Here is a 24,355-nt window from a genome sequence, read left to right as displayed (position 1 = left end):
AAGTTAAGCGGATTATAACATTAACTCGATTATAATTAGATAGATAACGTTCTATTTTAGGGCGGCAATATGATTTTTAATTCAAATATAACAAATAAATATTCATATAGTAGAGTTTAAGCCACTCGTTTACCAACGACACTAGTTAACATCTTGTTTACATGCACCGAAAAAGTGATTACCTTTTATACAGATAGGCAGAATAAGCTTATCAATAAAACATAATTATAAAAGACATTACGTCACCCTCGTAACATGGAAGATAATATGAAAAAGCATAAAAACCCAGCTGTCGTGCTTAGCATGACAGCACTCGCGTTAGCCATTTCAACTCAAGTCAATGCTGCTCCGACCCCCTTGCAACTCTCTGCAACTAACCAACAAATTGAACAACAATCTCCGTTACCAAAACGTTATATTGTTAAGTTTAGAAATGACAACGCAGCACAAACATTCAGCGACAGTTCTGCAGTACAAAATGTGGACGTGCAATCAGAAACAAATAGCATGTCTTATGAGCCTCGCTCAAATGAAGTCTTCAGTCAATTTCGTGCCTTGAACAGCGTAAAAGCGCGAGAAATGAAACGCGTTGGTCGTAGCAATAGTTATTCGGTCAAACTCGACTCGCCTTCTATTAATGCATTGCGTTTACGCCAAGATGTTGAATATGTTGAAGAGGATTCACCACGTAGACTACTTGCAGAAACAACACCTTGGGGACAAACCTTTGTTGGCGCGACAGTACTCAGTGACAGCCAAGCAGGTAATCGCACTATTTGTATTATCGACTCTGGCTACGATCGTAGCCACAACGATTTAAATGCAAACAACGTTACGGGAACCAATAACTCAGGTACAGGGAACTGGTATCAACCAGGTAACAATAATGCCCATGGAACCCATGTGGCAGGTACTATTGCGGCAATTGCAAATAACGAAGGTGTGGTCGGGGTTATGCCTAACCAAAATGCCAATATTCATGTGGTAAAAGTGTTTAACGAAGCAGGCTGGGGTTACTCATCATCACTCGTGGCCGCTATCGATACGTGTGTCAATTCAGGTGGCGCCAATGTAGTCACAATGAGTTTAGGTGGCAGCGGTTCAACTACTACTGAGCGTAATGCATTGAATACTCATTATAATAATGGGGTATTATTAATTGCAGCAGCAGGCAACGCAGGAGACAGTAGTTACAGCTATCCAGCATCTTACGACGGTGTGATGTCGGTGGCAGCGGTTGATAGCAATCTGGATCATGCCGCGTTTTCACAATATACAGATCAAGTTGAAATATCCGGCCCCGGTGAAGCGATTCTTTCAACCGTAACGGTTGGTGAAGGACGTTTGGCCGATATCACCATTGGTGCTCAGTCGTATTTTAGTAATGGCGTAGTGCCGCATAACCGTCTGACACCATCTGGAAGCAGTTACACTGCTGCACCTATTAACGCAAGTGCAACGGCCACACTGGCAGAATGTACCGTGAGTGGTACTAGTGTTAACTGCGGTAATATGAGTAACAAAATCTGTTTAGTCGAGCGAGTCGGCAATCAAGGCTCAAGCTATCCAGAAATAAACTCAACCAAAGCCTGTAAAGATGCTGGGGCAGCTGGGATCATTGTTTACAGTAATAGTGCGTTACCTGGCTTACAAAATCCATTTTTGGTTGATGCAAATAGTGACATTACAGTGCCTTCAGTTTCTATCGATCGGACAACAGGGCTTGCTCTTAAAGCCAAGTTGGGGCAATCAACCACGGTGAGCAACCAAGGGAACCGAGATTATGCATATTATAATGGTACTTCAATGGCAACGCCGCATGTTTCAGGTGTCGCCACATTAGTGTGGAGTTATCATCCAGAATGTAGCGCTAGCCAAGTGCGTGCTGCACTCAATGCAACCGCAGATGACTTAAGCGTTGCGGGTCGTGATAACCAAACAGGTTACGGGATGATTAATGCCGTTGCAGCAAAAGCTTATCTAGACGAATCATGTAATGGTCCAACCGATCCGGGAACCGGATCTGGAGACAGTGTACTTGAAAAAGGCGCTGTTAAAACCGGTTTAGCTGGTGCAAAAAGTGATGAACTATATTTCTCGTTAGATGTGCCAACAGGTGCAAAAGACTTAAGCTTTACCATGAGTGGTGGTACAGGCGATGCTGACTTGTATGTGCAGTATGGCGCATCACCTACCAGCAGCAGTTATGACTGTCGTCCTTGGAAAAGTGGTAATGCAGAGTCTTGCCCAATTGCGACGCCTCTATCTGGTACTTATTATGTGATGGTACAAGGTTACAGTGCATTTAGCGGTGTCAGTTTAGTCGCTAATTACACTGCTGGTAATACGAGTGGTGGTAACACTGGAGGTCCAGCAAGCTACACTAATACGGGTAATTATACTATTCCAGATAATAATACTACTGGCATAGTCAGCCCTATAAATGTTAACCGCACTGGCGATTCAGGAACGGTATCGGTGTCTATCGGGATTATTCATACTTATATCGGCGATTTAAAAATCCAGTTAGTTAGCCCTACAGGTCAAACGGTTGTTATTCATAACAACACAGGTGGCGGAACCGATAACCTAACCCAGACTTACACAGCTAATATGGCAGGTGTTGAATCAAGTGGTATATGGACATTAAAAGCCGTTGATAATGCAAACCAAGACAGCGGATATATCGACACTTGGAGCTTAAGCTTTCAATAATATATTCAATTGAACGCAAAAATAGCCACGTGATGTGGCTATTTTTATTATTTATAGATTAAACATGAGGCTGCGGTGATTGCAACACTGATGGCTGCTGACTATTCGAAATAACTTCAAATATTGAAGCAAATGAATTGGGCGTACTCACATCGACAGCAAGTTTTAATCGCCGAGCAATATCATTAGCAGACAACACACCACAGATAGCATGGTTTACACGGTCTAATACTAAACAATGTTGCTGTCCTGCAGATTTTAATGTTTCTATCACATCGCCAATTCTTGCATAACTTAAATCTTCATAATCAATCGCTTTAAGGTCTTCTTTAGGGATCATAAAATCCGCTACACTTAATTGCTCACGTTGATGCCCGGCTGCAACACGTTTTAATATCTCTTGATTATGTAAAGACTCAAAACTGATTAAACCTATAAATCGATCTGCATTATCGATCACTAATTTAAGACGAACATGAGATTTCTGCATTAAATGTTCAACGTTAACAGCGGATGTATTTGATTCAATAACCAGCGGAGTCACTTTCTTAAAGTCAGTGAACACATTTAGCGCTGAAGATAGTACTGATATATCTTCATGAACATCAGGAGAGGTTAATTCATCAATTTTTTCTACTGGGTATAGGGCTAACTTCTTCACAATAACATCCTTAATCAACAACCATCAAGAAACAAAAAACCATATATATTAATTGGTTATATATTTTCATGATGTCCACTACATGAATTAATTATCTGCCTGTGTTTTTATTAGTACAAGACCCTTTTGATTAAATTTAATTAACTTTTGCTAAATTAAGGTTAAATTCACTTTTTTGTGGTCGTAAATATGATAATGACCACTAGGTGCAATCTCGATCATTTTAAGGTTTCAGGCTCGATTAATACGCTATTGTTTGCATCCGACAACCATATTTGTCCCTCACTAATGCTCACTTGCAATGTCATATTTCGATTAACAAATACATCCATTTGTTTCACTGCATCTTCAGGAAGATTAATCACAGCTAAATTATCGTAACGGGTAAACGCTTGTTGGTTCTGTTGCCACCAAATCGGTACACTTCTGCCACCGTAAGTATAAAGAATGACTTGTTTTGAGCGACCACAGGCTTTTCTGAGCCACTTCTCATCAGCTTGGCCAAACTCAACCCAAAGATCGATTTCACCCGTTAGATTTTTATCCCAAAGTTCTGCTTCATCATCAACACTTAACCCTTTGCTGAACACTAATGACTCAGAGGCATTTAAGGCGAACGCCAATAAACGAACCATCATACGGGTATCCGTTTCAGAGGGATGTTGCGCTAAGGTAAATTGATGATCGGCATAATAATGACGATCCATATCTGCTATCTGCAGTAATACTTTAAAAACGGTAGCTTTAGCGGCCATAAAGGGTTCCAACTAACATAAAAAAACCGAGTCTACTACAAAGTAGACTCGGCATAATAGGACATCGTACTTATCGGGTTAAATAGCGCCAGGGCGTAGATGTTTGGCCATGGGGAAATGCGCACTTAACTGGGCAACTTTTGCAACAGAAGACACTATTAACATACGACTTCCATGTTCATATTGATGGGTAATATCACTTAATAATGGTAGCGTTTCTCTGCTTGCATCACGCCTTAATAACTCATTAAACTCGCTGTCAAGCGGGTTATCACTGAAGACAACGTCTAACGTCTGTAGCAAGGGCATTGCTGCGATAGGCAATAAATGTGCTGGCGTATCCTCAGTTAATAGAATAATGTCACCTTTAACGCTAAAATCTTGAAAAGCGTTATGGAAACGCTGCTCGGTTAACGTATCAAATTTATCTTGGTTAGTGGTAAAAAATCGTTCCCAAAACAAACGTCTATCTTTACCTGCAAGTAATTTATCTTGAACTTCCTCTCGCTTGCTGGCAACAAAATCAAATAAAGGCGTTAACGATGACGGTAACATCGTTTCGAGTCGTGAACGGATAGTTCGAGCAAAAACTGGCGCGGCGCCAGCGGTACTGATGGCAACGACTAACCTGCCTCTATCCACTATTGAAGGCGTAATAAATCTGCAAAACTTAGGATTATCGACTACATTGACCCAAATTCCACGCTCAGTCGCTAATTCTGCGTACTCCATATTCAACTGCTCATCGGCAGTGGCGAGGTAAATGATATCGACGTTGGCAATATCATCACGGCACACTTCACGACGAGACAACTGGATCCGAGCTTGGGTATGATAGTTTTCAATGTCATTAGCGATCACAGGCGCTATTACATGAATATGAGCATCAGTACGAGACAGTAAATCCAATTTACGCGTGGCGACCTCACCAGCGCCAACGACTAAAACCTGTAGACCTTGAGTATCCACAAACAATGGGAAATATTGCATTAATCTACTCAGTCTTCAACAATAGGAAATTGATGTTGGATCCAAGCGCGGTACCCACCAATCATTGAAGCGACTTGTGTATAGCCCATAAGTTGTAGATTATAGGCCGATAACGCTGCACGTTGACCCGCGCCGCAATAAAGCAATAACGGGGTGTTTTTGTCCGGAAAACGATGCTCTATATCGCGTTCAATAATGCCGCGGCTCAAGTGTTTGGCATTGGGTAAATGACCTTGCAGCCACTCGTTATCTTCTCGTACATCAATTAATAGCCATTGATCTTGTTGTTGATATTGTTCAATGGTTAACAAGGTGACATGAGGCATAACAGAATCAACCAAACTGGCGAATGCTGGGGTTGCTTGCATAGGGTTTCCTTAAGTAAAGTAAAGTCACTCATTAGCGACAAATTAGCACTACATACGTCATAAACCTAAAAGTGGTTTACTCACTAGTTTAAGAAAAAAATAATCTTATACAAGCGCTTATTCGTTATGCATTTCACTTTGTTGCGAACTACATTGCCAGCACAATTCAAAACTTCCTTCGTTTATTTCATGGCATTGAACACATTGCCATTGAGGCTGTTCGATATCATGTGCATCCAGTAGCGTTTGTGCCGCGACAAGTTGACTGTCTGCTACCCATAACTCAACCGTCTGCATTTCAATCGGCAAACCTCCTACACCACCAATGAGAGCTTCACCTTTAAGATCAACGTCTATTCCGCTGGTTTCCAGTAGCCCTTTCCATGTGTGAGCCTGTAATAAATTACCACCGGCCAATAATACTTTTCGTTGTTCCATGCGTTATCCACCGTGATTGCTCTTGCTGGCAAATTAATTTCATCCTACTGCCTCAATCAAAATCTGTCGAGTACTGTTTATAAATTGGACATTTATCATAAACAATGATTATCTTAACGCTGTATGAGTCATTCGCACTCAATAACATCATTAATGGGATGCTAGATGACAAAAATAGTCTTAAAAGGTATCTTTCAAATCACTGCTTGGAATGAAACTGCTTATGCAGAACATGATGATAGCAGCAAACAAACCATTGCAGAAATTGCCCAAACTTACTCTGGTGATATCAGTGGTGCTGCACAGAACCGCTGTGTGATGTCGTATCAAAAAGATGGCTCTGCGGTATTTGTAGGGATAGAGCACTTAACCATAAATACCCCCGAGATAGCGGGTACATTAGTATTACAACATGATGGATTATTTTCACAAGGCGTTGCACAAAGCCAATTTAGCGTAATAGCGGACTCGGGGACCCATAACCTGCAACACTATCTTGGCCACGGAGAGTTTACCTCAACCGAAAATGGTCAAGCTGATTACACCATCACCCTATATCATGACTAAGGTAACCATTTCTCGTTTAGATACTGATATCGGCACGTTTAGAACCACGGTCAAGCTCACGCCGTCTGGATTGCTTTTTAGCACCGTTGACATACTAGGCTGTGATGGGTGGGAAGCATTGATAATCGATCCACACACTCAGTGGTACAAAACGTTAGTCGCTGCCTGTGAAGTTCATTTAAGCCAACAAAGAAATAACCTGGTCATAAAAAAATAAACCCCAGCAAAGCCAGGGTTTATTTTTAGTGATTGATATTAATCATGCCTATTAAGGCATCATTGCAGGTTGATCTGCACCTTCTTTTTCAATCTCTACAGGTAACATATGCTCACGATTGATACCCAATTTAACGGCTAAATAACTGGCCACGAAAATCGATGAGTATGTACCAACAAAAATACCTAATAACAATGCCGTCGCAAAGCCATGGATCATTGTGCCGCCTTTTAAGAACAGCGCAATAACGGTAACTAATGTAGTACCTGTGGTTATCACAGTACGACTCATGGTCTGAGTGATTGAGGTATTCACAACCTCTATAGGGCTACCTTTACGCATTTTAAGGAAGTTTTCACGGATACGGTCATACACCACGATAGTATCGTTAAGTGAGTAACCTACAACCGTCAATAAACCTGCCAATACAGTCAAGTCAAACTCAAGCTGTAATACCGAAAACACCCCTAAAGTCACAATAACGTCATGGGCTAACGCCGCAACAGAACCTGCTGCTAAACGCCATTCAAAACGAAATGATACGTAGATAAGAATACAAATAAGCGCAACAATAACCGCTAAGCCACCCTGCTCTGCTAATTGCTTACCCACTTGTGGTCCAACAAACTCAACTCGCTTTTGAATTACAGCAGAATCAATAGTTTGAGCAGCAGCTAATACTGCAGCTACTTGCACATCACTTTTTAAGGTCTCTCTTACCGGTAAACGAACCAATATATCGCGGCTAGAACCAAAGTTCTGTACTACCGCCCCTTCAGCTTCCGCTGAAGTCATCTTCGCGCGTAAAGCACTCAAGTCAACAGGAGCTGAAAACTCCATTTCAACAACAGTACCACCGGTAAAGTCTAATCCCCAGTTAATGCCTTGGACACCCAGCGACACAAATGAGGCTATCACTAAGATCATCGACATCACACTGATAGGCATTGCATGACGAAGGAAGTCGACGGTGTTCTTTACTGAAAATATCTGAAACATATTCAACTTCTCCTTTAGATAGACAATGACTTAACGCGTTTACCACCCCAAACCGCATTCACGATTGAGCGTGTGCCAATAATGGCTGTAAACATCGAAGTCGCGATACCTATCATTAAGGTAACAGCAAAGCCTTTAACCGCACCGGTACCAACAGCAAATAAAATTAACGCTGTCATAAAGGTAGTAATGTTGGCATCTGCAATGGTTGAAAACGCATTACCATAACCTTCATGGATGGCTTGTTGTACACTGCGGCCGTTTAGGAGTTCTTCACGGATACGTTCAAAAATAAGCACGTTGCCGTCTACTGCCATCCCCACCGTTAATACCATGCCAGCAATACCAGGTAAGGTTAACACCGCACCAGGGATCATCGACATCACACCAACAACCATGATTAAGTTAGCCATCAATGCCAAGTTGGCAATAAAGCCAAACGCACGGTAGTAAATCATCATGAATATAAGCACAACAACCATGCCCCAAACCATTGCTTGAACACCGTTTTGGATATTTTCAGCGCCTAAGCTTGGACCAATCGTTCTTTCTTCTACGATAGTGATAGGAGCAATAAGCGCTCCGGCACGTAACAGTAACGCTAAGCTCTGTGATTCAGAGTGCTCAAGACCCGTAATCACAAAATTACGACCTAAACGAGCCTGGATAGTGGCAACCGAAATGACCTCTTCAATCCTAGTCATTTTCACTGTGCCATCAGGATTACGTGTACCACTATCTTTATATTCGATAAACAATGTAGCCATTGGCTTACCGATATTGTCTTTGGTAACGTTCGAGAAAATCGAGCCGCCTTCGGCGTCAAGATTAATCGCAACCTGTGGACGGCTGTATTGGTCAAAAGTCGGTTGCGCGCCGGTGATATGATCGCCAGTGAGCATGACTTCTTTCTTCAATACGGCAATCCCGCCTTCACGACGTTTGTACACTTCTGCACCGGCAGGTACACGACCATTTGCCGCGGCACTTACATCCGCCTTGTCATCAACCATACGAAATTCAATTGATGCTGTAGCACCTAAAATTTCTTTTGCACGAGCAGTGTCTTGTACACCTGGCAGTTCAACAATAATGCGCTCTGCGCCTTGACGTTGTACGACAGGCTCAGCGACACCAAGCTCGTTGACACGGTTACGAAGGATGGTCATGTTTTGCTTCAGTGCTTCTTCCTTAATTTGCGTAAGGTAGGTATCACTCATGGTAGCAAGAAGCATAAACTCATCGCCGCTACTCGCATCGGTATAGGTCATGTCATTGCTGCGGATTTTTAAAAAATCCTCAGCTTCGACAACCGTTTCAGCATCACGAAACTTAATCGCAATCCCTTTCGGGGTTTTACGAATACCGGCGTAGCGAATTTTCTCTTCACGAAGCTGACTGCGAAAATCAGCTATTTTAGCCGCTTCCATTTTGCGGACCGCCTCGCCCATGTCCACTTCCATTAAGAAATGAACACCACCGCGCAAGTCTAAACCTAGCTTCATTGGCGACCCACCAACAGCTTCAAGCCATGCTGGGGTTGCCGGTGCTAAGTTTAACGCAACGGTATATTTCTGACCAAGTAGTTCAGCGATAGCCTCTTTCGCCACCAACTGCTGCTCAGGATTTTGTACGCGAACTAATAACTGACCATTTTCAAGCTCGGCGCGCTTTACGGCAATATCCTGACTCTCTAATAGATCAACGACAGTCGTTTGTGTCGATACAGTGACTTCAGCGCCGCGAGTCGCGACGATCTGTACTGCATGATCTTCACCAAACAAATTTGGAATTGCATAAAAACTACCAACGGCGATGATAAGCATCACCATGATGTTTTTCCACATTGGGTATTTATTTAACACACCATAGCCCTCTTGGCTTATAACGACTGAATAGAACCTTTAGGCAATACCGCTGCGATGTAATCCTTTTTAATCGTGATTTGGTTATTATCATTAATAGCTAATAACACATAATCACTTTCATCAGCGATTTTGGTCACTTTACCGAGAATGCCACCACTGGTTAACACTTCATCACCTTTTGAAATCGACGCCATTAGGTTTTTGTGTTCTTTAACACGCTTTGACTGTGGACGGAAAATCATAAAGTAAAAAATTAATCCAAACATGACGAGCATGAAAATTAATTGCATGGTTTCGCCACCGGCTATTCCACTTATTGGACTTGCATATGCATTTGAAATAAACATAGTTCTCTCTTCTTATTAGCTAAAATTAATCGATTAACTCAGGTACTTCACGACCTAGACTGGTGTAGAACTCCTTAACAAAGGCGTCTAATGTACCTGTCTCAATTGCGCCGCGCAAACCTTCCATCAAAATTTGATAATAACGTAAATTGTGAATGGTGTTTAAACGCGCACCTAAAATTTCATTACAACGATCTAAATGGTACAAATAAGCACGTGAATAGTTTTTACAAGTGTAACAATCGCACTTAGTGTCTAATGTTGCTGTATCATCACGATGGCGTGCATTGCGAATTTTAATCACACCTTCACTGGTAAATAAATGGCCATTACGGGCATTACGCGTTGGCATCACACAGTCAAACATATCGACGCCACGACGAACACCTTCCACTAAGTCTTCAGGTTTACCTACACCCATTAGATAACGTGGTTTGTCAGCTGGAATTTGCGGGCAAACATGCTCTAAAATACGGTGCATATCAGCTTTAGGCTCGCCCACAGCCAAGCCACCAACGGCATAGCCATCAAAACCTATGTCTAAAAGACCCTTTACACTCTCATCACGTAAATCTTCGAATACCCCACCTTGAATAATGCCAAACAAAGAGTTTGGATTTTCTAAGCGGTCAAATTCATCACGCGAGCGTTTTGCCCAACGCAGTGACATTTGCATCGACTTACGCGCTTCGTCATGTGTTGCAGGATATGGGGTACATTCATCAAAAATCATTACCACGTCAGAACCTAAAGAATTCTGAATTTGCATTGATTTTTCTGGATCTAAAAAAATCTTTTCACCATTAATTGGTGAGCGGAAATGGACACCTTCTTCAGTGATTTTACGGATGTCGCCCAAACTAAACACTTGGAATCCACCTGAGTCCGTTAGAATAGGACGCTGCCAATTCATAAAGTCGTGCAAGTCACCGTGCTTACGCATGATCTCTTCACCAGGACGTAACCATAAATGGAAGGTGTTACCCAATAAAATATCGGCACCGGTAGCACGCACTTCTTCAGGCGTCATACCTTTTACCGTACCGTAAGTTCCCACTGGCATAAATGCAGGCGTTTCAACAGTGCCACGATCAAAAATAAGACGTCCGCGACGAGCACGACCATCTGTTGTATCTAATTCAAATTTCATAAATCACCTTGCCAGATAAACAGTCTGACTCGTTTAGTTTCTATAGTAATGAGGGCGAATTTTACTGCTTCAAGGTTACTGACACATTAAATCAAAAAAACGCCCACTACTGTGGGCGAGTATTTTAAATCAAATTCGTTGCTTAGGGGGCTTTTTTCGTCACAAACATTGCATCACCGTAGCTAAAAAAGCGATATTTTTGCGTAATCGCATGCTGATAGGCGTTCATCACTTCATCAAAACCGGCAAAAGCGCTTAATAGCATGATTAATGTCGACTCAGGCAAATGAAAATTGGTCACCATGGCATCGACTATTTTAAATTGAAAGCCAGGGTAAATAAAAATATCGGTATCACCACTGAAGGCTTTTAGTGGACCATCGCCACTGGCACGAGCTGCACTTTCAAGTGAACGAACAGACGTCGTGCCAACGGCAACGACGCGATAGCCGTTGGCTTTAGTTTGCGCAATGAGGTCAACGACATCTTGAGGAACGTTTGCCCATTCTGAATGCATCTTGTGCTCCAGAATATTATCGACCCGTACTGGTTGAAAGGTACCCGCGCCAACATGTAATGTCACAAAAGCAATATTGACGCCTTTAGCTTTTAGTTCAGCCAGCATAGCGTCGTCAAAGTGTAAACCTGCGGTCGGTGCTGCAACAGCGCCTGGTGTTTGGTTATATACCGTTTGATAACGCTCTTTATCAGCATCTTCATCTGGACGATCAATATAAGGCGGCAGAGGCATATGACCGACGTCTTCAAGCACTTCTAATACGGTTTTATCAGAAAGTAACTCAAGTTCAAATAAGGCATCGTGACGCGCCAACATTTTCATCTGGTATCCGCCGTCTAAATCGATAAGGGTATCAACTTTAGGGGATTTAGAGCTGCGAACATGGGCTAAAATACGTTTATCGTCCAGCATACGTTCAACGAGGATCTCAAGCTTACCGCCAGTGGACTTTTGGCCAAATAAACGCGCTGGTATGACTCGAGTGTTATTAAACACCATCAAGTCACCAGGATTGATCATATTGAGTAAATCAGTAAATTTTTTGTCAACAAGCTCACCGTTTTCGCCACTTAGCGTGAGTAAACGCGAGGCATTGCGTTGTGCTGTCGGATAGCGAGCAATCAGCTCATCTGGTAGGTCGAATGAAAAATCTGCAACACGCATAGTATTATCTCAACAGTAAAAACGGCCGCTAGTCTATGGCGAGCAAAGGTTAAGATCAAGTTTACTGATTATGTTGTCGGCTTTTGCTCTATGATCTCAGTGTCGAGATCATCGCTAGTAATCGGATTAGGCTTAGGCTTAGGCTTAGGCTTAGCAGCGTAAAAGATTTCATTCGATTTATATGAATGCACTTCATAACGCATGTCGATGTATACTTTATTTCTTTTGGTCGCTGTAGACCTGCCCAATAATTTTTTAAACCAATCTTTCATCATCCTTGATCCCTATAATTAATCCTATACCCTTTAAAAGCACTGACCTCTAGCCGTCACAACGAGAGATGCTCAATACTCAATGACATTTTTCGATAAAGCGTTATCATTAGGTCTACACACTCGCCACTTCGTAACGCTTTGTTACAATCGGTTAGTATCATACTGTAAAATAATAAAATTAGAAGTACAATTTATGAACTTTTTAGCTCACTTACATTTAGCCGACATCAGCAACACTCACCTAGTCGCTAATTTGTCGGGCGATTTCGCAAAAGGTAATATACAGCAACATCCAAAACATCTGCAACAAGGGATATGGCTTCACCGTCAGATAGACCAAGTTACTGACAGCCATGAAATTATTATCGACTTACTCAAGTTATTCCCTAAAACCTCACGCCGCGTTGCACCGATACTGGTTGATTTAGTCTTTGATCATTACTTAGCGTTTTATTGGGAAGAGTATCATCACCAGCCATTGGATGAATTTTGCCAAAAAGCATACCATCAACTTAGCACGACACCTGAATTACCCCCGACATTACAGGCAATTGCGCCACAAATTATTGAGCAAGATTGGTTAAGTAGTTACCAAACAAGGCAAGGATTAGATCAAGCGATTAAAGGTGTGAGTCGTCGCTTATCAAAACCGGAACTGTTTGATCATGCCATTAACGATATTGATAAGATTTATATTGATATTGAAATTGCATTTAGAACCTTTTATCCGCAATTAATGGCCTATAGCAAAGTTTATAGTCGTAAAACTCCAGCTGAATATTTACCTTAACACCGAGCAATAATGGAGTTAATTAAGTATGACATCATGGTTAACTAACCTAAAATCCACACTCACATCCGGGCGGTTTTGGCTAACTAGCCTTCGCGATATAATACTCATCGCAGTGGTATTGTTCACGCTTGCCAGTTATTTACAACGAGATATGCGAACAGGTATCGCCACGCCAATTCAAGCCCACACGATAGCCAATAAACCCATATCATTGTTTACCTCAACCTCTGCTAACACGCAAATAAATATCAGACCGATGAATACCAACAATAAACCCACCTTGATCTATTTTTGGGGTACTTGGTGTCCGGTATGCAAAGTGACCTCTCCTATGGTCAACTCGGTTAATCTTAATCAAGATTATCAGGTTATTTCCATTGCGGTAGCTTCAGGATCTGATGTTGAAATTAGTCGCTTTATGCAACAACATCATTATGATTTTGAAGTGATCAATCAACAATACCAACCTCAGGCTGCGTTATTAAGCCAACAATGGGGTGCAATGGCTTTACCCGCTATTTATATCATTGATACCAACAATAATATCCGTTTTGTTACCTCAGGCGTGACCAGCGGTTGGGGAATGTCATTGCGCTTGTGGTTAGCGACTTGGTCACCCGCCTTTAGTTAAACGCCTCTGTTCAACTGGACAATTGATTTTTTGTTATGAGTAAAACTTTGTTAGTATTCGCGGCGGTAGTATTGGCGACGTTAATTTTTCGTAATACGAATACCTGAATCTGACTCAATTAAAGAGAATAACTCATAATGCACATCTTTACTTATCAACCTCCTTCGATCCCATGGTTGGACATACGCTATAAAGACCGTGACATTATCGTCATCAATAAACCTTCAGGCCTATTATCAAATCCAGGACGTTCACCTGACACACACGATACGGCAATCACTCGCTTGCAACAAAGCTATCCTGAAGCCATTCTGATCCATCGCTTAGATTGTGACACTTCTGGGATCATGATTTTTGCTCGAACTAAAAAAGCAGAATCGCATTTAAAAATTCAATTTCAAAATCGCCAAGCTAAAAAAGTGTATATTGCCGAAGTCATGGGCTACGTCAATGAACAACAAGGCAAAGTAAACGTCTCCATTGGGCCTAATCCTGATTCGCCACCATTCCAAATGCTCACCGACTCTGGCAAAGCTGCGTTGACCTACTTCCAAGTGCTTGAACATAGGCCACAGTCAACCTTGATGGAACTGAAACCGCACACTGGTCGCACTCACCAACTTAGGGTTCATATGCTGTCGCTTGGTCATGCCATTTTAGGGGATGAGTTTTATGGCGATACGGAGACAATTAATGCCAGTAAGCGCTTAAATTTACATGCGCAATTGCTAACGATTACCCACCCTTACAGCCAAGTCGAGATGACTTTCTTTAGTCAGCATCCATTTTAATTCGCAGCTAATTAAATGAAAAAAATGCCGACTCAATCGCGTCGGCATTTCTTCAATCAATATATCTTTACAATATTAGCCGGCTTGAGAGGCCTCTTTTGCTTCAGCAGCTTCACACGCTGCAGCAGTAAAGATCACATCAGTAGAACTATTTAATGCGGTTTCTGCAGAATCTTGGATCACACCAATGATAAATCCGACAGCCACAACTTGCATCGCAACATCATTAGAAATACCAAACAAGCTACACGCCAGTGGGATTAATAATAGCGAACCACCCGCAACACCTGAAGCACCGCAAGCTGAAACAGAAGCCATCAAACTCAATAACAATGCCGTCATAAAATCAACTTCGATACCTAAAGTATGAGCTGCAGCTAAGGTTAATACCGTAATGGTGATAGCAGCGCCGCCCATATTGATGGTGGCACCTAATGGAATCGATACCGAATAAGTGTCTTTATGCAGTTTTAGCTCTTCACACAAGGCCATATTGACCGGGATATTGGCAGCACTTGAACGAGTAAAAAATGCCGTAACACCACTACCGCGTAAACACTTAAACACTAAGGGATAAGGGTTACGTTTGATTTTGGCATAAACGATAATTGGGTTAACAACCAAGGCAATAAATAACATAGAGCCCACGAGTACCATGAGTAACTGGCCGTAACCTGCTAGTGCTTCAAAACCTGTTTCGGCAAACGTAGCAGCCACTAAGCCAAAAATACCTATCGGCGCTAGACGGATCACAAAGCGGACAATATTTGATACAGCGTCACTGACATCTGAAAGCATTTGCTTGGTGCTGTCACTGGCATGATGCATGGTTATCCCTAAGCCTGCTCCCCATACTAAAATACCAATATAATTACCCGTTACTAATGCGTTAACCGGATTATCGACAATTTTAAATAATAAGGTATTAATAACTTCGCCAATCCCTTGAGGAGGATTAGAGCCTTCAATGCCTGCGGTTAGCAGTAAGGTGGTTGGAAACGCAAAACTGAATAATACCGCCGTTAATGCCGCAGCAAAGGTACCCAGAAGATATAACATAATAATCGGGCGCATATTGGTTTGACTATTTTTCTTTTGATTGGCAATCGATGATGCAACCAGAACAAAAACCAGAATCGGCGCAATGGCTTTCAGTGCACCCACAAAGAGTGAGCCCAGAAAAGCCACACTATTGGCACCCGTTGTTGAAATACTTGCCAGAATCACGCCCAAAATGATCCCGCTGATAATTTGTAGCACGAGGCTACCGCTAGCGATACGAGCTAACAGAGATTTTTTTTGATTCATTGTTTAACCTATGATTATTATATTTATGGCTTTTTATGATCAAGATTTTGCTTATCTTTAAAAAGGAAACATCACAATACTGGTAACATCCACGTTAACCACCTTACAACATATAGTGATATAACACGTATGCTACGATACTCATGACATTATCGATAATAACAATGCTATTACTGAAAACACCCTGCTCATTTTACTTATTGATGTGCAATTAACTCACACTCAATAAATACACTTCAATCAATTCGTTTTCAGGGATAGCACTCCCTCATTAACGTTAAGCATTACCTTGTGAACATCGTGTATACTGACACTGTAAAAGCCTTATAGCTGTATATCAGGATGGTGTGTAATAAGTCTAGTCTTGATGCCAAATGAGTAAAAAAATTCAACCATCGTTCGCAAAGTAAACGTTAATTTAATGGTTACACTTTTTTTGATGCAAAATTGTTATCAATGTTAAAAGCCATGAAATACTAACAGAGAAACAACTATTAAATATTAAGCAGACTGTAATGCATGAGCGCCTCTAAGCATCGCTTCAATTAACTCTTGAGCATCAAACTTAGTTAATGCTTCATTGGCTCCGACCTGTTTAGCTTGGCTGACACTAATTTCGCTGGATAATGATGTATGTAAAATAATGTACGCGTGTTCAATTTCGGGATTATTTTTAACCTCAAAGGCTAATTCATAACCATCAAGACCAGGCATTTCAATATCACTCACCAGTAAATCAATTGGTTTTCGGTCTGTAGCGGCTTGTTGCATAATATCTAGTGCGTCCCGACCATCTGCCGTCACTTGATAGGCAATGTTAATCGAGTCTAGTGCATCAGACAGCTGTTTACGGGCCACTTTTGAGTCATCCACCAGTAAAATTTGTAATGGTGTTAATTTTTCACGTTGAACATCGGTTAATATGGCTCGATTACGAAGAGGATCATCAGGAAAGATTTTTGATAGTAACAATTCGACATCCAGTAATTGAACTAACTGATCATCAAAACGAGTTACACCGGTTAGAAAGGCATTTTTACCTAAGTTGCTGGAAGGCGCCTCGATATTACGCCAGTTACACTCAATAATTTTATCGATTGAACGCACAAGAAAACCTATCACCATTCGCTGACAATCAGTAATAATGATGTGGCAATCTTTACGCTCTTGTTCGGTCACAGGTTTATAACCAATGGCAGCAGCCATATCGATAACCGGAATAGTCATCCCCCGAATAGTGGCTGCACCCATTATGGAAGAGTGAGAGTGCAGAATTTTATTTAAAGGAGTAAACGGCACAAGTTCACGAATTTTTAAAGTACCTAAAGCAAACAGTTGTGTTTGATTTAACTTAAAAAGTAATAGACCCTGCGATTGATTCGCTTTGCTCGTTTTCGGACTCATCACTACCCCTTCATCTGAAGACTGAAATCAGCCTCACTATAACATTTATCGTCAGAATATAGACTAACTTTAGCCAGCTATTTTATCTGCAAATATCATTACAAATCACAAAATTAGCAATTCATCCGATGATCAGTTCCGCTATTACTAGATGATATTCGATTTACACTCAATCAAACCCCACTGTTGGTAAAAGAGATATCGCTTACTCGCAATGTAAAACAGGCTTGTAGTATTTAATGCTCTTTTCTCGGCAAACAGCCAGTGTAACGGGCATAGTCGATAATAGTTGAAATGTTCCGCCGCCTACAATGTAAATCATCACGGCCACTGTAATAAGCTTAACTGCCGATGAATATCGGATAGAGGGCTGAATATAACATTCGGGAATGTGGAGATGTTCGGTAAAAACAACAAAGGGAGTCAATTGATTTAATCAGTTACAGATCCAATCAATTGTCTCCCTAATAATATGAGATCTAAAACAATGAGGCTAAAACTCAAATAAATCAGTTCGAAGCGGCTTGCAGTTCGTAAAGCACGTCATAAACAAATTGATCCCAGCCTTCAGCATCAAACGCTAACCCGCAGGCATTTCTGACTTGGCTAACAGCATGCAAAGGGGCGGCACCGTTTTCCATCAAATAATAAGCCATCACCATTTGAGTACGATTAATTCCCGAACTGCAGTGCAATAATATTGCCTTTTGCTCACTTTCACATTCACGAATGAATGCTAATACCTGAGGTAATACCTCAGCACAAATGGCTAAATCTTGTGGTTTAGGTGGCATATTATCAGGTAAATTAAACACTTTATGACGCAAGCCTAATTCTGCCATAGCATCGACATCACAACCTTCACCATTATTTAATGATGCGATAGCAGCAAAACCAGCTTGCTTTAATTCAGCTAAGTCCCATGCATCTTTGTTTGGACCACTACGGCCTGCGACTTGCTTATCAACTAACCAAAAAATATCTTTCATATTACCTACTACTAATCAGATTTCTTAGCCCAAATACCAATATTAACGGAGGCTACTTTTTTGCGCTTTTTTTTACCACTACCTTCTGGCTTAGCCATTGGTTTAGGTTGTTCGAGTACGGTTTCAGGCACAACATCATCAGCCTCAAATCCGTTAACTTGTTCACGTTCAAGGCGAATTTTGTTTTTCTTCTCGATTACACAGAAGTGATGATACTCGTCATGAGACAATAAGGTCAACGCTAAACCAATTTCTCCCGCACGTCCACTGCGACCAATTCGATGCATATAATCTGCTGGGCTGCGCGGTAAGTCAAAATTAATTACCACAGGTAATTTTTCAATATCGAGACCACGGGCAGCAATGTCTGTCGCAATGAGTACTTGAATCTCACCCGCTTTAAAACCGTCTAATACCCGACTTCGCGCGCCTTGGGCTTTATCACCATGAAAGACTTCTGCAGTGATACCACGTTTAGCTAATTTTTCAGCTAAATGATTACAACTATTTTTGGCACTAACAAAGATCAATACTTGGCGCCATTGATGTTGTTGTAGCAAGTGTGCAAGTAATGCCGTCTTTTTTTCACGGTTAACCGTCATTACACGCTGCACTAAGGTACTCGTCTCAGCGCTTTGTAATTGTATCTCAAGTGGGTCCACTAACAACGCTTGCGTTAATTGACGAACTTCATCAGGAAAAGTCGCTGAAAACAATAACGTTTGTTTTTGCTTAGGGAGGAAGTTGAGTACTTGAGTCAATTCTTCAGTAAAACCAAGACTTAGCATACGGTCAGCTTCATCAAGCACCAACGTTGACACTTGAGACAACCTGAGTGCATTAGAAGAGACTAAATCGAGTAAACGGCCTGGGGTTGCCACTACCACATCCGCGCCGCCACGCAATGCTAACATTTGAGTGTTGACCGATACGCCACCAAATGCAGCAACCACTTTAATGTCACCATTTAAATGAACCGCATAGGATTTAAAGCTGTCAGCAACTTGCTTGGCTAATTCCCGTGTGGGTACCAAGACTAATGCACTCACAAAATTACCTTTAGCAGATGATGTTGCCCGACGATTCATTAATTGATGTAAAATCGGCAGAGCAAAAGCCGCTGTTTTACCTGAGCCTGTATTCGCACCCGCCAGTAAGTCTTTACCGGTTAGCGTACTGGGAATGGTTTCAGCTTGGATTGGTGTAGGCTGAATATAATTAAGCTCAGCTAATCTTGCCAACAATGGGGTATGCAGGCCAAATTCAGCAAAAGTCGTGACTAAAGAAGCTTGGGTCATGTATCAAATGCGCTCAAAAAAAGGTTATCAATCGGTCATTTTAACGTACTTTGGCGCAGCAGTCAGATAAATCAGTTAATTTCGTCAATCCCTTCTAGGTCGAGTAGCCATTGCTTCATGTCGAGCCCATAAGCATAACCTGTGAGCTTACCACCTTTGCCTATCACCCGATGACATGGGACGATAATGGCAATTGGATTAGCACCATTTGCAGCCCCCACAGCTCTAACGGCTTTAGGTCGCCCAATAGTATTAGCGATATCACTGTAACTGCAACGCTGACCGAATGTTAATTGACTCAATGCTTGCCAAACCTCTTGTTGAAACACTGTCCCTTTCGGCGCTAAGGTCACATCAAATTGTTGCCTTTGCTTAGCGAAATACTCAGCTAACTGGAACACAGTTTCATCAATGTGTCGCTGAGCCTGTAACAGTAAAGTTTGAGCATGCACTATGCCACTTTGCTGCAATGTAACTTGAGTTTGAATTTCTACTGTTGAACTTATTTGAACGAGATCCTCAACCTGTAAATGCGTTAACCCATGCTCAGAGGCTTTAAGCGAGAGTAAACCAACAGGACTTGTCACTAAAGCGTGACGCTTAGGTAAGGCAAATTGGGGCATAATATTATCCTTTTTTTGCAATAACAGGATCGTTATCCCAAAGCTGAAATGTTAAGTAACTGCCCCACGGTGATGCTTGTTTTGCGATCTCAGCGGCAATATTTAGGTATGATTTAGGTGTTTCAATGGCTTTACCCAATTGCTCATGTAACGCATGCAGGCGATTTTTAATGACTAAGTCAGAGCTCAAAAAAACATCAGGATCGCTCAAGCCTCGCATGTTAACGTAAGCAACTGTCCACGGGCCAATACCTTTTACCGCAAGCCAATCATCAGGCATAGAATCTGGGTGTTGATGCACAAATTCCCCCAAGGCATTTAAGGCTAATTTTCGCGCACCAGGCATGTTAAGTTCATCTAATGATGCCTTAGCGATTGCTTCTGCTGTCGGGAATAATCGCCAAGTTTTACCATCAATTACCAGTGAGGTACCATAATGCTCGACCAGCAAATTTAATAATTTAGTCGCTTGCAGGACACTCACTTGTTGCCCTAAAACGGCTCGACAAGCAGCTTCAAACACACTACCCGCGGCAGGAATACGCAAACCACTATCAATTTTGGCTCCTAATTCGATGATGGGTAATAATGCCTGCTGGATTATATCCATGTCGGCATTTAAATCGAACATGCGACGAAGTTGCAACACTATATTGTGTAAAAACTTAATATCATTGGCATCAACTAAGTAAATACTCACATCAAGTTGGGGTTTATCTTTATGAGCTGAAATGTAAAAAAAACCCTCCACGCCATCAAATGAAAACGTTCGACCATAACGGCCAGAAATATCATCAATTACTTCCATATTGTCGACTTGGCGAAAGGCATAAAAAGCCAACATCTTCGCCCAATTGAGGGGTGGTCTGTAGGCTAATGCTAATGTTATTGGTTTAATATAAGTACTCACGTGGTTATCTTTGTGAGGGTGAATAACATTCGTTGAGGATCGACTTTTCTGGCGTAAATCACTTGGGGTTAATCGTAATTCTTGTTTAAATATTTCATTAAACCGCCTGATGCTATTAAAACCCGCAGCCATGGCAACTTCAGTCATCGATAATGGTGTTTGGTGCAATAACTGTTTGGCAAACATCAACTGTTGGTACAACGCAAAGCGTTTAGGGGATGTACCCAATCCTTGGCTAAAGAGTTTATTCAAATACCGACTGCTAATACCTAGTTTCTCTGCCAGCTTGACCACAGTTCCTGGATTGTCGCCTTTTAAAAAGCCTTGCTCAATCAACTTTATTGCCCGCATTAACGTTGTTTGAGTCCCTAACCACGCAAATGAGCTTGGTGCACTATCTGGTCGACATCGAAGGCAAGGCCTCAGTCCAGCATTAGCTGCTTTTACAGCAGAATCAAAGTAACGCACATTTTTCTCATAAGGCGCAGGCGCGGGACAAATTGATCGACAATAGATACCTGTAGTTAGCACCCCTGTAAAAAATTGACCATCAAAGCGAGCGTCACGACTTAATCTAGCCTGCCGGCAAATCTGTGCTGCAACATTACAATCGCTGTGGATCTGTACCATTAGTCTCGCTAGCCTCTTTACGTTAATCAGGTTCAATCGAAAACTGAACCATTTTCCCTGCACTGCGTACTTAAGTGATTACTTTACCGAAACACAACCACCACGACTAGCGGAAAACGGAACTCAATCGTTTCGTATCATGTAACAATTTAACCGATTACATTTGGCCATTTTACGTTATCCTAGTCAGCAGAACTATCACCATGAAGTTAGAGCATTAGATGTTTAAATTTTTTGAATCATTGACCCAAGCATTACCACAAGAAGAACCGAGTCAGCCACCCAATACCTTATATGCATTTTGCCGCCATTATACCCGCGGATTTGGTAGGCCATTAATTATCATGTCGGTGCTTACGGCGGTGCTGGCGATGTTGGAGGTATCACTGTTTGGCTTTATGGGCAAATTAGTCGATTGGTTAGTGACCAAAAACCCGCAAACTTTGTGGCAAGATGAAAGCACGACGTTAATTACCATGTCGGTGGTTGTCTTAGTGGTCATTCCTGTGATTGTTTGGCTACATTCGTCTATCGTGCACCAGACGCTTTTGGGTAACTTCCCCATGGCCATTCGCTGGCAAGCGCATCGTTATTTACTCAAACAGAGTATTTCTTTCTATCAAGATGACTTTGCTGGACGAATAGCCACAAAGGTCATGCAAACCTCGCTTGCGGTACGTGAAACGGTAATGAAATTGCTGGACGTACTGATGTATATTTTAGTGTATTTCACGTCTATGCTCGTGATGATTGCCGCTGCTGATGTGCGCTTAGTGTTACCCATGCTCCTATGGTTGGCTGCTTATATCTTGATTCAATGGAAATTAGTGCCAAAGCTAAAAGCAATATCCACAGAACAAGCCGATGCTCGTTCAACGATGACAGGGCGTATTGTTGACAGTTATACCAACATTTCAACCGTAAAACTGTTCTCACATACCACCCAAGAAGCCGACTATGCCCAAGATAGTATGACGCGTTTCTTAAAAACCGTTTATGGCCAAATGCGTTTGGTGACGATAATTAATGTTTTGGTACAAATCATCAATTACCTTTTAGCATTTACCATCACCGCAGTGTCTATTTGGTTATGGGCTGACAGTGCGATTACGGTTGGCGCCATTGCCATAGCCGTGAGTTTAGCGTTGCGTTTAAATGGCATGTCACAATGGATCATGTGGGAAATCAGCTCACTTTTTGAAAATATTGGCACGGCGACCGATGGTATGAACACGCTATCTAAACCCATTGCTATCCAAGATAAACCCGACGCCAAAGACATTATTGTTAATCAAGGTAAAATAGACTTTAATCAAGTTTGTTTTCATTATGGCGAGAAAACGGGCGTTATTGAGCAGCTAAACCTGAACATTAAAGCGGGGGAAAAAGTCGGTCTGGTTGGACGTTCAGGCGCAGGAAAGTCGACCTTAGTGAACTTACTAATGCGTTTCCATGATGTGGAGAAAGGTGAAATACTCATTGATGATCAACCAATAACGGATATTCGCCAAGATTCATTACGCGCCAATATTGGTATGGTGACTCAGGATACGTCGTTATTGCACCGTTCAATTCGTGAAAATATCTTGTACGGCGATCCCCATGCAAGTGATGAACAATTAATGGCGGCAATCACTCAAGCACAAGCGGCAGAGTTTATTGAAAATTTAACTGACCCATTTGGTAATAAAGGTCTTGACGCTCAAGTTGGCGAACGTGGAGTCAAACTCTCAGGTGGTCAACGTCAACGAATTGCCATTGCACGTGTATTATTAAAAAACGCGCCAATTTTATTGCTTGATGAGGCAACCTCAGCACTCGATTCTGAAGTTGAAGCAGCGATTCAAGAATCCTTTTATGAATTAATGGAAGGCAAAACCGTGATAGCAATAGCGCATCGACTCTCAACGATTGCGGCTATGGATAGACTCATCGTATTGGATCAAGGCTGTGTTGTTGAACAAGGAACCCATCAAGAGCTCATTAATGCCAGTGGCATCTATGCGCAACTCTGGGCCCATCAAACTGGAGGGTTTTTAGGGTTAGATTAATTAAGTACTTAAATTATTAAAATAAAACTAATAAGAGCCACTCAACTTTGAGTGGTTTTTTATTGCGGTTTGCCGAGATAACCCAATCCAACAAAAACATCTACATTAGAGACTTAGCAATTAACAAAAATAATTGATGTACAAAAAAATGGTAAAGCTTAGGGGGTTTGATAGATGCAGCGAGATAATTTGATGAGATTAACAGTAAAGCTATATGGTGGTCGCTACTGGGCTCGAACCAGTGACCCCCTCCTTGTAAGGGAGGTGCTCTCCCAGCTGAGCTAAGCGACCTGGGATATAACGCAAAATCTAAATTGATATGGTGGTCGCTACTGGGCTCGAACCAGTGACCCCCTCCTTGTAAGGGAGGTGCTCTCCCAGCTGAGCTAAGCGA

The 24,355-nt window shown here is 41.8% G+C and carries 23 protein-coding genes and 1 tRNA gene; 6 read left to right on the top strand and 18 right to left on the bottom strand.

Annotation, left to right across the window (positions count from 1 at the left end; genetic code table 11):
• Positions 1–267: 267 nt before the first annotated feature.
• Positions 268–2,715 carry a S8 family serine peptidase gene (locus tag AAEZ00_RS15270; protein ID WP_351088967.1) on the top strand — a complete coding sequence of 816 codons (2,448 nt, stop codon included), beginning with the start codon at positions 268–270 and terminating at the stop codon, positions 2,713–2,715.
• A gap of 58 nt (positions 2,716–2,773) precedes the next feature.
• Here the strand turns inward: AAEZ00_RS15270 and AAEZ00_RS15265 are convergent, their stop codons facing one another.
• From AAEZ00_RS15265 to AAEZ00_RS15245, 5 genes are all read right to left on the bottom strand, one after another.
• Complete coding sequence (locus tag AAEZ00_RS15265) at positions 2,774–3,376, bottom strand: CBS domain-containing protein (RefSeq protein ID WP_101030225.1); 603 nt, start codon at positions 3,374–3,376, stop codon at positions 2,774–2,776.
• A 218-nt stretch (positions 3,377–3,594) separates the two neighbouring features.
• Entirely contained in the window at positions 3,595–4,131 is a 537-nt protein-coding gene (locus AAEZ00_RS15260; RefSeq protein WP_101030224.1) for a YaeQ family protein, read from the bottom strand.
• Between the two features lie 78 nt (positions 4,132–4,209).
• Entirely contained in the window at positions 4,210–5,121 is a 912-nt protein-coding gene (locus AAEZ00_RS15255) for a precorrin-2 dehydrogenase/sirohydrochlorin ferrochelatase family protein (RefSeq protein WP_124013640.1), read from the bottom strand.
• A gap of 8 nt (positions 5,122–5,129) precedes the next feature.
• Entirely contained in the window at positions 5,130–5,489 is a 360-nt protein-coding gene (locus tag AAEZ00_RS15250) for a rhodanese-like domain-containing protein (RefSeq protein WP_101030222.1), read from the bottom strand.
• A gap of 117 nt (positions 5,490–5,606) precedes the next feature.
• Entirely contained in the window at positions 5,607–5,927 is a 321-nt protein-coding gene (locus AAEZ00_RS15245; RefSeq protein WP_101030221.1) for a putative signal transducing protein, read from the bottom strand.
• Positions 5,928–6,092: 165 nt separating this feature from the next.
• On the opposite strand from AAEZ00_RS15245, the gene AAEZ00_RS15240 reads away from it, so the two are divergent.
• Positions 6,093–6,494 carry a DUF3224 domain-containing protein gene (locus AAEZ00_RS15240; RefSeq protein WP_124013641.1) on the top strand — a complete coding sequence of 134 codons (402 nt, stop codon included), beginning with the start codon at positions 6,093–6,095 and terminating at the stop codon, positions 6,492–6,494.
• A gap of 268 nt (positions 6,495–6,762) precedes the next feature.
• Here AAEZ00_RS15240 and secF read toward each other — a convergent pair whose 3' ends face one another.
• The 6 genes from secF to AAEZ00_RS15210 all read right to left on the bottom strand — a co-directional run bounded on the left by secF (position 6,763) and on the right by AAEZ00_RS15210 (position 12,533).
• Positions 6,763–7,710, bottom strand: coding sequence for a protein translocase subunit SecF (secF, locus tag AAEZ00_RS15235; RefSeq protein WP_124013642.1), 948 nt, complete (start codon positions 7,708–7,710; stop codon positions 6,763–6,765).
• 14 nt (positions 7,711–7,724) lie between these two features.
• The gene (secD, locus tag AAEZ00_RS15230; RefSeq protein WP_124013643.1) at positions 7,725–9,575 is read right to left on the bottom strand and encodes a protein translocase subunit SecD; all 1,851 of its coding nucleotides are present in this window, start codon (positions 9,573–9,575) and stop codon (positions 7,725–7,727) included.
• Between the two features lie 17 nt (positions 9,576–9,592).
• Positions 9,593–9,925, bottom strand: coding sequence for a preprotein translocase subunit YajC (gene yajC, locus AAEZ00_RS15225; RefSeq protein WP_101030216.1), 333 nt, complete (start codon positions 9,923–9,925; stop codon positions 9,593–9,595).
• 25 nt (positions 9,926–9,950) lie between these two features.
• Entirely contained in the window at positions 9,951–11,075 is a 1,125-nt protein-coding gene (tgt, locus tag AAEZ00_RS15220) for a tRNA guanosine(34) transglycosylase Tgt (RefSeq protein ID WP_124013644.1), read from the bottom strand.
• Between the two features lie 142 nt (positions 11,076–11,217).
• A complete protein-coding gene (gene queA / locus AAEZ00_RS15215; RefSeq protein WP_101030214.1) occupies positions 11,218–12,258 on the bottom strand; it encodes a tRNA preQ1(34) S-adenosylmethionine ribosyltransferase-isomerase QueA in 1,041 nt (346 codons plus the stop codon).
• A gap of 68 nt (positions 12,259–12,326) precedes the next feature.
• Entirely contained in the window at positions 12,327–12,533 is a 207-nt protein-coding gene (locus tag AAEZ00_RS15210; RefSeq protein WP_351088965.1) for a hypothetical protein, read from the bottom strand.
• Between the two features lie 193 nt (positions 12,534–12,726).
• Here AAEZ00_RS15210 and AAEZ00_RS15205 point away from each other — a divergent pair, with 193 nt between their 5' ends.
• From AAEZ00_RS15205 to AAEZ00_RS15195, 3 genes are all read left to right on the top strand, one after another.
• Positions 12,727–13,323, top strand: coding sequence for an acyl carrier protein phosphodiesterase (locus tag AAEZ00_RS15205; RefSeq protein ID WP_101030212.1), 597 nt, complete (start codon positions 12,727–12,729; stop codon positions 13,321–13,323).
• Between the two features lie 28 nt (positions 13,324–13,351).
• A complete protein-coding gene (locus tag AAEZ00_RS15200) occupies positions 13,352–13,957 on the top strand; it encodes a protein disulfide oxidoreductase (RefSeq protein ID WP_101030211.1) in 606 nt (201 codons plus the stop codon).
• 137 nt (positions 13,958–14,094) lie between these two features.
• Positions 14,095–14,748, top strand: a complete 654-nt coding sequence (locus AAEZ00_RS15195) for an RluA family pseudouridine synthase (protein WP_124013647.1) — start codon at positions 14,095–14,097, stop codon at positions 14,746–14,748.
• Positions 14,749–14,823: 75 nt separating this feature from the next.
• Here AAEZ00_RS15195 and sstT read toward each other — a convergent pair whose 3' ends face one another.
• From sstT to AAEZ00_RS15165, 6 genes are all read right to left on the bottom strand, one after another.
• A complete protein-coding gene (gene sstT, locus AAEZ00_RS15190; RefSeq protein ID WP_124013648.1) occupies positions 14,824–16,056 on the bottom strand; it encodes a serine/threonine transporter SstT in 1,233 nt (410 codons plus the stop codon).
• Between the two features lie 501 nt (positions 16,057–16,557).
• Complete coding sequence (locus AAEZ00_RS15185; protein ID WP_351088963.1) at positions 16,558–17,460, bottom strand: chemotaxis protein; 903 nt, start codon at positions 17,458–17,460, stop codon at positions 16,558–16,560.
• 509 nt (positions 17,461–17,969) lie between these two features.
• Positions 17,970–18,449 carry a dual specificity protein phosphatase family protein gene (locus tag AAEZ00_RS15180; RefSeq protein WP_124013649.1) on the bottom strand — a complete coding sequence of 160 codons (480 nt, stop codon included), beginning with the start codon at positions 18,447–18,449 and terminating at the stop codon, positions 17,970–17,972.
• Between the two features lie 11 nt (positions 18,450–18,460).
• Positions 18,461–19,747, bottom strand: coding sequence for a DEAD/DEAH box helicase (locus AAEZ00_RS15175; protein WP_124013650.1), 1,287 nt, complete (start codon positions 19,745–19,747; stop codon positions 18,461–18,463).
• Positions 19,748–19,818: 71 nt separating this feature from the next.
• Positions 19,819–20,370 (bottom strand): methylated-DNA--[protein]-cysteine S-methyltransferase, encoded by a 552-nt coding sequence (locus tag AAEZ00_RS15170; RefSeq protein ID WP_124013651.1) that lies wholly within the window; start codon positions 20,368–20,370, stop codon positions 19,819–19,821.
• Between the two features lie 4 nt (positions 20,371–20,374).
• Positions 20,375–21,910, bottom strand: a complete 1,536-nt coding sequence (locus AAEZ00_RS15165) for an AlkA N-terminal domain-containing protein (protein ID WP_124013652.1) — start codon at positions 21,908–21,910, stop codon at positions 20,375–20,377.
• A gap of 221 nt (positions 21,911–22,131) precedes the next feature.
• Here AAEZ00_RS15165 and AAEZ00_RS15160 point away from each other — a divergent pair, with 221 nt between their 5' ends.
• Positions 22,132–23,961 carry an ABC transporter ATP-binding protein gene (locus AAEZ00_RS15160; protein WP_351078377.1) on the top strand — a complete coding sequence of 610 codons (1,830 nt, stop codon included), beginning with the start codon at positions 22,132–22,134 and terminating at the stop codon, positions 23,959–23,961.
• A 215-nt stretch (positions 23,962–24,176) separates the two neighbouring features.
• On the opposite strand, the gene AAEZ00_RS15155 is transcribed toward AAEZ00_RS15160, so the two are convergent.
• A tRNA-Val gene (locus AAEZ00_RS15155) sits at positions 24,177–24,252 on the bottom strand.
• Positions 24,253–24,355: the final 103 nt, after the last annotated feature.

Source organism: Shewanella sp. S1-49-MNA-CIBAN-0167, from assembly GCF_040310145.1.
GTDB classification, from domain to species: domain Bacteria; phylum Pseudomonadota; class Gammaproteobacteria; order Enterobacterales; family Shewanellaceae; genus Shewanella; species Shewanella psychromarinicola.
This window is presented reverse-complemented; position numbering and strand designations above follow the sequence as displayed.

What these genes read in the sequence shown, in the direction of transcription:
- AAEZ00_RS15270 (WP_351088967.1), top strand. Translation starts at nt 268, where the DNA reads ATGAAAAAGCATAAAAACCCAGCTGTCGTGCTTAGCATGACAGCACTC.
- AAEZ00_RS15260 (WP_101030224.1), bottom strand. Translation starts at nt 4,131, where the DNA reads ATGGCCGCTAAAGCTACCGTTTTTAAAGTATTACTGCAGATAGCAGAT.
- AAEZ00_RS15255 (WP_124013640.1), bottom strand. Translation starts at nt 5,121, where the DNA reads ATGCAATATTTCCCATTGTTTGTGGATACTCAAGGTCTACAGGTTTTA.
- AAEZ00_RS15250 (WP_101030222.1), bottom strand. Translation starts at nt 5,489, where the DNA reads ATGCAAGCAACCCCAGCATTCGCCAGTTTGGTTGATTCTGTTATGCCT.
- AAEZ00_RS15245 (WP_101030221.1), bottom strand. Translation starts at nt 5,927, where the DNA reads ATGGAACAACGAAAAGTATTATTGGCCGGTGGTAATTTATTACAGGCT.
- AAEZ00_RS15240 (WP_124013641.1), top strand. Translation starts at nt 6,093, where the DNA reads ATGACAAAAATAGTCTTAAAAGGTATCTTTCAAATCACTGCTTGGAAT.
- secF (WP_124013642.1), bottom strand. Translation starts at nt 7,710, where the DNA reads ATGTTTCAGATATTTTCAGTAAAGAACACCGTCGACTTCCTTCGTCAT.
- yajC (WP_101030216.1), bottom strand. Translation starts at nt 9,925, where the DNA reads ATGTTTATTTCAAATGCATATGCAAGTCCAATAAGTGGAATAGCCGGT.
- tgt (WP_124013644.1), bottom strand. Translation starts at nt 11,075, where the DNA reads ATGAAATTTGAATTAGATACAACAGATGGTCGTGCTCGTCGCGGACGT.
- queA (WP_101030214.1), bottom strand. Translation starts at nt 12,258, where the DNA reads ATGCGTGTTGCAGATTTTTCATTCGACCTACCAGATGAGCTGATTGCT.
- AAEZ00_RS15210 (WP_351088965.1), bottom strand. Translation starts at nt 12,533, where the DNA reads ATGATGAAAGATTGGTTTAAAAAATTATTGGGCAGGTCTACAGCGACC.
- AAEZ00_RS15205 (WP_101030212.1), top strand. Translation starts at nt 12,727, where the DNA reads ATGAACTTTTTAGCTCACTTACATTTAGCCGACATCAGCAACACTCAC.
- AAEZ00_RS15200 (WP_101030211.1), top strand. Translation starts at nt 13,352, where the DNA reads ATGACATCATGGTTAACTAACCTAAAATCCACACTCACATCCGGGCGG.
- AAEZ00_RS15195 (WP_124013647.1), top strand. Translation starts at nt 14,095, where the DNA reads ATGCACATCTTTACTTATCAACCTCCTTCGATCCCATGGTTGGACATA.
- sstT (WP_124013648.1), bottom strand. Translation starts at nt 16,056, where the DNA reads ATGAATCAAAAAAAATCTCTGTTAGCTCGTATCGCTAGCGGTAGCCTC.
- AAEZ00_RS15185 (WP_351088963.1), bottom strand. Translation starts at nt 17,460, where the DNA reads ATGAGTCCGAAAACGAGCAAAGCGAATCAATCGCAGGGTCTATTACTT.
- AAEZ00_RS15180 (WP_124013649.1), bottom strand. Translation starts at nt 18,449, where the DNA reads ATGAAAGATATTTTTTGGTTAGTTGATAAGCAAGTCGCAGGCCGTAGT.
- AAEZ00_RS15175 (WP_124013650.1), bottom strand. Translation starts at nt 19,747, where the DNA reads ATGACCCAAGCTTCTTTAGTCACGACTTTTGCTGAATTTGGCCTGCAT.
- AAEZ00_RS15170 (WP_124013651.1), bottom strand. Translation starts at nt 20,370, where the DNA reads ATGCCCCAATTTGCCTTACCTAAGCGTCACGCTTTAGTGACAAGTCCT.
- AAEZ00_RS15165 (WP_124013652.1), bottom strand. Translation starts at nt 21,910, where the DNA reads ATGGTACAGATCCACAGCGATTGTAATGTTGCAGCACAGATTTGCCGG.
- AAEZ00_RS15160 (WP_351078377.1), top strand. Translation starts at nt 22,132, where the DNA reads ATGTTTAAATTTTTTGAATCATTGACCCAAGCATTACCACAAGAAGAA.